The following is a 5,683-nucleotide window of genomic DNA, read 5'->3' on the forward strand; positions in this document are numbered from 1 at the left end:
CGATCGCTTCCATGCCGAGGCGCATGTGTTCCGCCTCTTTTTCCGGCGACACGTCCTGGTAGTGAATCCAGCGATAGCCGTGACAGGCGATCTCATGACCGAGCTCGACGAAGGCGCGCCCCAGATCAGGGTGCCGTTCGATCGCCATGCCGACGCCGAACACCGTAAGCGGCAGACCACGCTTTTCGAATTCGCGCAGGATGCGCCACACGCCTGCGCGCGAGCCGTATTCGTAGATCGACTCCATGCTCATGTGACGCGCCGGATAAGACGCCGCGCCAACGATTTCCGACAGAAACTGCTCCGAGCCCGGATCGCCGTGCAGCACGCAGTTCTCACCGCCTTCTTCGTAGTTCAGGACGAATTGCACCGCGACGCGCGCTCGACCCGGCCAGTTCGCCTGCACCGGGTGGCGGCCGTAGCCGATCAGATCGCGTGGATAGTTCGAGTCGAGTGGCATGGTTTGACGAAAGCGTGATGACGGTACGTAAAATTCGCGTGGAACTCACGTGACATGCACGTGGGGCTTGCGTGGCGTTTGCTTGCGTTTGCGGTATTACGCATGTCGGCGCAGGCGAAAACAGGCCTGAACAGCGGCACCAGAAGCAGTGGTAATTAGCGTTCGGGTACCAGCGCCGAGTGGAACCAGTGTAGCGAAAACACTCGGGTGCGCCCATACACCCGGGCAGATAGTGCGTGTCAGACGGGATGTATGTGCGAAGCCGGCCCCACCAGGCGTCCCGTGGTGTTTACCCGCAGTAAACCGGTCGAATTTGCACTTTCCACGGCGCTTGCGGCCGAATCGCGAGGTGGCGGAGGATTTAGGTCCGCATCGGCCGGACTGAAGGCCTCCAGCGCGCCGTCGTAGCGCTTGGCCAGCGGCCGTGCATAGTCGCCCCGCTTGGCCGTCGACAACCGCAGCGCGATCAGCGCCTCGGTCCATTTGACCGCCGCCGTCACGCCCTCGATCACCGGCGCGCCCAACGCATCTTCGATCTCCGCGCACAACTCAGCCATGCCGGCGCAACCGAGCACGATCGCGTCCGACCCGTCTTCTTCCAACGCGCGCCGGCATTCATCGAGGATGATGCGGCGCGCCGCCGAGCCGGGTTTGTCCAGATCGAGCACGGCGACGTCGGTGGCGCGCACGTTTCGGCAGAACCGCTTCATGCCGTAGCGCTCCGCGAGATGCCACGCCATGCCGCACGTGCGCGCCAGCGTGGTCACCACCGAAAACCCTGGCGCCAGCACGCTTGCCGCGTGCATCGCCGCTTCGGCGATGCCGATCACCGGACCGCGCGCCAACTCGCGTGCCGCGTACAAACCGGGGTCGCCGAAGCAGGCGATCACGTAACCGTCGCAGCCCTCGCGCTCACCGGCGATGACCTCGGCCAGCAAGCCGGGCGTCGCAAGCGCTTCGTCGTAATAGCCTTCGATCGACGGCGGCCCCATCGTCGGATTCACCGCGATCACTTCAGTGCCGGGCCCGGCGACTTCGCGCGCGCAGCGGCCCATCGCGTCCGTCATGCGTTGCGTGGTATTCGGATTGATCAGTTTGATGCGCATATCGACTCCTGTTGCGACTCTAAAACTTAGCGTGCAAGTACGCGGTAGAACAACGCAGCCAATGCAGCGCCGATGAACCACGAGAAGTTCGCGAGTCCATCGAGCGTCGGCACCATCACGCAGATCACAGCGATGACCGCGGCCGGCAGCAACGCGCCCACAGCCCGGTAATTGACGCCATTGCGATACCAATAGGAACCCGTTGGGGAAACCGTGTACAGATCATTCAGCACGATCTTCTGACGCTTCACGAGGTAATAGTCAACGATCAGGACCCCGTACAAAGGTCCGATGAAGCTGCCGAGTACGTCGAGCGTGTAGTGGATCACCGCCGGGTTGTTGAACAGGTTCCACGGCGTAATGAAAATCGATGCCACCGCCGCGAGCATGCCGCCCGCGCGCCAACTGATCAGACGAGGTGCGACGTTCGAGAAATCGAAAGCCGGCGAGACAAAGTTGGCGACGATGTTGATACCGATCGTCGCGATCGTGAAGGTCAATGCGCCGAGAATTACCGCAGTCGGGTAGTCGATATGGCCCACCGTTTCGACCGGGTCCGTGATCAGTTCGCCGAATACCGGCAGCGTCGCCGCGGTCGTGATCACCGTCACCAGCGAAAAGGCGAGGAAGTTGACCGGCAGACCCCAGAAGTTACCGCGCTGCACACTGCGAAAGCTCTTGCCATAGCGGGAAAAGTCGCCGAAATTCAGCATCGGTCCCGAGAAGTACGAGACCACCAGTGAGATTGCCGTGATCATCACCGGCACCACTTGCATGCCGTGGTATTTCACGCCGCCCAGGTTGATGCCGATGTTTCGCCATCCTGCGCGATACACCATGTAGCCCGCGAGAATGAACATCACCACATAGACAGCCGGACCGGCGAAGTCGATGAACTTCTTGATAGTCTCCATACCATGCCAGAACACAAGTGCCTGCAAGACCCACAGCAACATGAAACCGGCCCAGCCCAAGGTGGAGAGACCCATGAAACCGTGGTGATGCAAATCCGCGTACGGCAACAGCTGCGGGACAAACTTCAGCACTACGATCACCAGCGCGCTAGAAGCCAGATAAGTTTGGATTCCGTACCATGCTACCGCGATCAAACCGCGAATCACGGCAGGGATATTCGCGCCGAGCACACCGAACGTCGCGCGGCAAGCTACCGGATAAGGCACACCGTTCACCTGACTCGGCTTGGCAATCAGATTGCAAAGCACGTTGACAATTGCAATGCCGACCAGCAGCGCGATCAGCACCTGCCAGCTCGTCAGCCCAAGCGCGAACAGACTGCCCGCGAACACATAGCCGCCGACGCTGTGCACGTCCGACATCCAGAACGCGAAGATGTTGTAGGCGCCCCAGGTTTGATGGCGGAGCGGCGCCAGGTCTTCGTTGTATAGTCTCTCGCTGTAGCCTGTGGGCATCGACGGATCACTGGGCACGCCGCCGTCTCCGTATGTGGGAATTGCGGGATTGCCGGGCGCTGCGCTGAACTGAGCCATGTTTCCTCCTTGGGATAGGGACCCTCGATAGCAAATCGAAGGACGTTGCATCGGCCATGCCAGTTGCCTCTCCCCTCCCAATCTGGAAACAGGAGGTTCGAACCGACCGATTGACCGTGCCGCGGATGTCTCCGTACTCGATGTACTTGTGGTTATCGCACCGCCTGTAGCCGCGGATTGCCGACGATGCGTTACTACTCCAAGGCTGTCATCCCGTGACGGCCACGCGTGCGCAAGCCGGCAGCGCTCACGTCGAGCCGCCTTGCAACGCCTGATTCAGTTCAGTTCATTCAGTGCGGCGCGCACCCGCAATGAGCGCGCACCGGCCGCGTGCCTCAGCCTGGCGCGGACTTGGTCTTTGCTGCTTCCTTCGGTGCGCCGTTGAGCGCACCGAACACTTCGTGCAGATCGGCCGCGCCACGTGCGGGGCGGTCCAGCATCTTCAACTCGACGCTTTGCAAATGGCGCGACATGAGTGCCGCCGCCTCTTTTGCATCGCCGGCCTCGAGCGCGGCGAGAATCGCTTCGTGGTCTTCGAACGAGCAAGGGCTGCGTCCGAGCGACTCATACAGTGCCGAAATCAGCGTGGAGCGCGCTACCAGTCCGTTCAGGCAGTCGCACAGCACGGTGTTGCCGGTAAGCCCGGCCAACTCGGTATGGAACTCACCCGACAGGCGAATCCACGCCGGAAAATCACGTGTTTCGAACGCTTTGCGTTCGCGGCCGATCATGCTGCCGATGCTCTTCAAACGGCGCATGCCATGACCGCCGCAAATCTTTTCAACCACAGCCCGTTCGATAATCCGACGCATTTCGAACACTTCATGCACTTCCTGCAGCGACGGACTGGCGACGAACGCTCCACGATTCGGTTCGAGATCGACGAGGTGGTCAGTCGCCAGTTGCGTGAGCGCCTGCCGGATCGGGCCGCGCTTCACGTTGAATACTTCGCATAACTGTGCTTCTGTCAGTTTCGCGCCTGGCGCGAGCCGATGCTCGAGGATCGCGGCGCGGATGCGCTCGGCGATCGCTTCGGGTTTCGAACTATTCGCGGCTGCGGAGTCTGCGTCGGACATGATGTTCGTCTCGGTATGTTTGTCATCATAGGATGGACATAAAAATTGTCAACAATTTTTGCTTTAATTTCCGACAATCTGCGTGGCCGGGCTGCGCTGCGGGCCAATGAACACCCCGTTCAGGCCTTTCTCGGCTTCATTACCAGTTTAATTAATCTGTGGAGTGGTCGTCTATTGAAGACGGTTTTTGTCAACAAAGTGAGAGACCTTCATGGGACTGATCTGTTTGAGGTCGCTCCAATAAATAGACCGTTAGTTGCGTTACAGACTCAAAAAGAAAGCGGGCAAACGCCCGCTTCACTGCCTCGCGCCGTTTCAGGCGAGGGTCGGATAACCCGATAGCGTCAGTTTGAACCCGTGCGCGTTGGCGACGAGGTGCGCGTCCGCGCCAACCGGCAGCGTCAACATGTTGGGAACGTGACCGAATTGCAGACCAGTGATGACCGGAATCCCGATCATCGACCTCACCTGCTCGATCATCGAATGCAGATCGTAGCCGTTGTCGTAATCGTACGATTTACCGCCGGAGAAATCGCCGAGCACAAGCGCCTGTTGCTGCGCGAGGATGCCCGACAGGTGCAACTGATAAAGCATCCGCTCGAGCCGGAACGGCTGCTCGTTGACGTCTTCCAGGAACAGAATGCCGCCCTGCACCGGCGGCATGTACGGCGTGCCGATCAACGAGGTCAGCACCGCCAGATTGCCGCCCCACAACATGCCTGCGACGTCGGCCGCCTGCGCTTGCGGCACATTGCTCGTCACCGTCATGGTCGGCCTGGTTAGCGCGGACCAGAAGTGCTGCATGGTGAATTCGCTCAGATCTTCCGCGCCGAAGTCGCTCATCAACATCGGGCCGCCGAAAGTTTTCACACCAGCGCGCGCCAGCAAAGCAAGCTGCACCGCAGTGAAATCGCTATGGCCCACCAGCGCGACCGGTTGATCGGCTAGCCGCCGTTGCAGCCCTTCGTAGTCGAGTCCGTGCAGGATGCGCATCGCGCCGTAGCCACCACGCACGGCCAGCACGACGTCGGGTAACTCACGCGACGGGTCGGCCAGCCGGTTCAGATCGGCTGCACGCTCACCGTCCGTGCCGGCGAAGCGCTGGTAGCGACGCCTTGTCACCTCCGCACCCTCAACGCGATGCCCCTGCGTATGCAAGCGATGCAACGCGCGATGCAGCACCTCGGCATCATGCGGATATCCGGACGGCGCGATCAATTCAATGGTGCGATGGACGGTCATTGGCAGGACCTGTTGGACGTTGTTGTGTTGTACGTTGTTGTTTTAGAGCGGCTCGGCCGACCCCGGTTCGCTGCGTGCTGCGGTGTGCGCTTCGACGTCGTCGGGGCGTGCCTCGCTGCGCACTTCGACATGCGCTTCGGCGTGTGCTTCGCTACCTGCTACGACATGCGCTTCGCCCCGTGCCACCGCGCGTGCCTCACGGCTTGCGCGCCGCCGCTCGGCAAAAAACGATTTGAGGGCGTCGCCGCATTCGGTTTCGAGAACGCCGCCAGTCACCGTGGTGTGGTGATT

General features: G+C 60.9%; 5 protein-coding genes and 1 pseudogene. All 6 read right to left on the reverse strand.

Annotated features, from left to right (window positions below):
• Nucleotides 1–460: polysaccharide deacetylase family protein (locus tag VFE81_RS11300; protein WP_325044681.1), on the reverse strand; the 460-nt coding region annotated here is incomplete at its 3' end.
• A gap of 239 nt (nt 461–699) precedes the next feature.
• A complete protein-coding gene (locus VFE81_RS11305; RefSeq protein ID WP_325044682.1) occupies nt 700–1,566 on the reverse strand; it encodes an aspartate/glutamate racemase family protein in 867 nt (288 codons plus the stop codon).
• A gap of 26 nt (nt 1,567–1,592) precedes the next feature.
• The gene (locus VFE81_RS11310) at nt 1,593–3,074 is read right to left on the reverse strand and encodes an NCS1 family nucleobase:cation symporter-1 (RefSeq protein WP_325044683.1); all 1,482 of its coding nucleotides are present in this window, start codon (nt 3,072–3,074) and stop codon (nt 1,593–1,595) included.
• Between the two features lie 335 nt (nt 3,075–3,409).
• The gene (locus VFE81_RS11315) at nt 3,410–4,150 is read right to left on the reverse strand and encodes a GntR family transcriptional regulator (RefSeq protein WP_325044684.1); all 741 of its coding nucleotides are present in this window, start codon (nt 4,148–4,150) and stop codon (nt 3,410–3,412) included.
• 315 nt (nt 4,151–4,465) lie between these two features.
• Nucleotides 4,466–5,392, reverse strand: a complete 927-nt coding sequence (ldcA, locus tag VFE81_RS11320) for a muramoyltetrapeptide carboxypeptidase (RefSeq protein WP_325044685.1) — start codon at nt 5,390–5,392, stop codon at nt 4,466–4,468.
• 42 nt (nt 5,393–5,434) lie between these two features.
• Nucleotides 5,435–5,683: pseudogene (locus VFE81_RS11325) on the reverse strand (hypothetical protein); the annotation flags it as partial.

This window comes from Paraburkholderia sp. (assembly GCF_035656215.1).
GTDB lineage: Bacteria > Pseudomonadota > Gammaproteobacteria > Burkholderiales > Burkholderiaceae > Paraburkholderia.

Coding starts and splice junctions, on each gene's coding strand:
- VFE81_RS11305 (WP_325044682.1), bottom strand. CDS start 1,566: ATGCGCATCAAACTGATCAATCCGAATACCACGCAACGCATGACGGAC.
- VFE81_RS11315 (WP_325044684.1), bottom strand. CDS start 4,150: ATGTCCGACGCAGACTCCGCAGCCGCGAATAGTTCGAAACCCGAAGCG.
- VFE81_RS11310 (WP_325044683.1), bottom strand. CDS start 3,074: ATGGCTCAGTTCAGCGCAGCGCCCGGCAATCCCGCAATTCCCACATAC.
- ldcA (WP_325044685.1), bottom strand. CDS start 5,392: ATGACCGTCCATCGCACCATTGAATTGATCGCGCCGTCCGGATATCCG.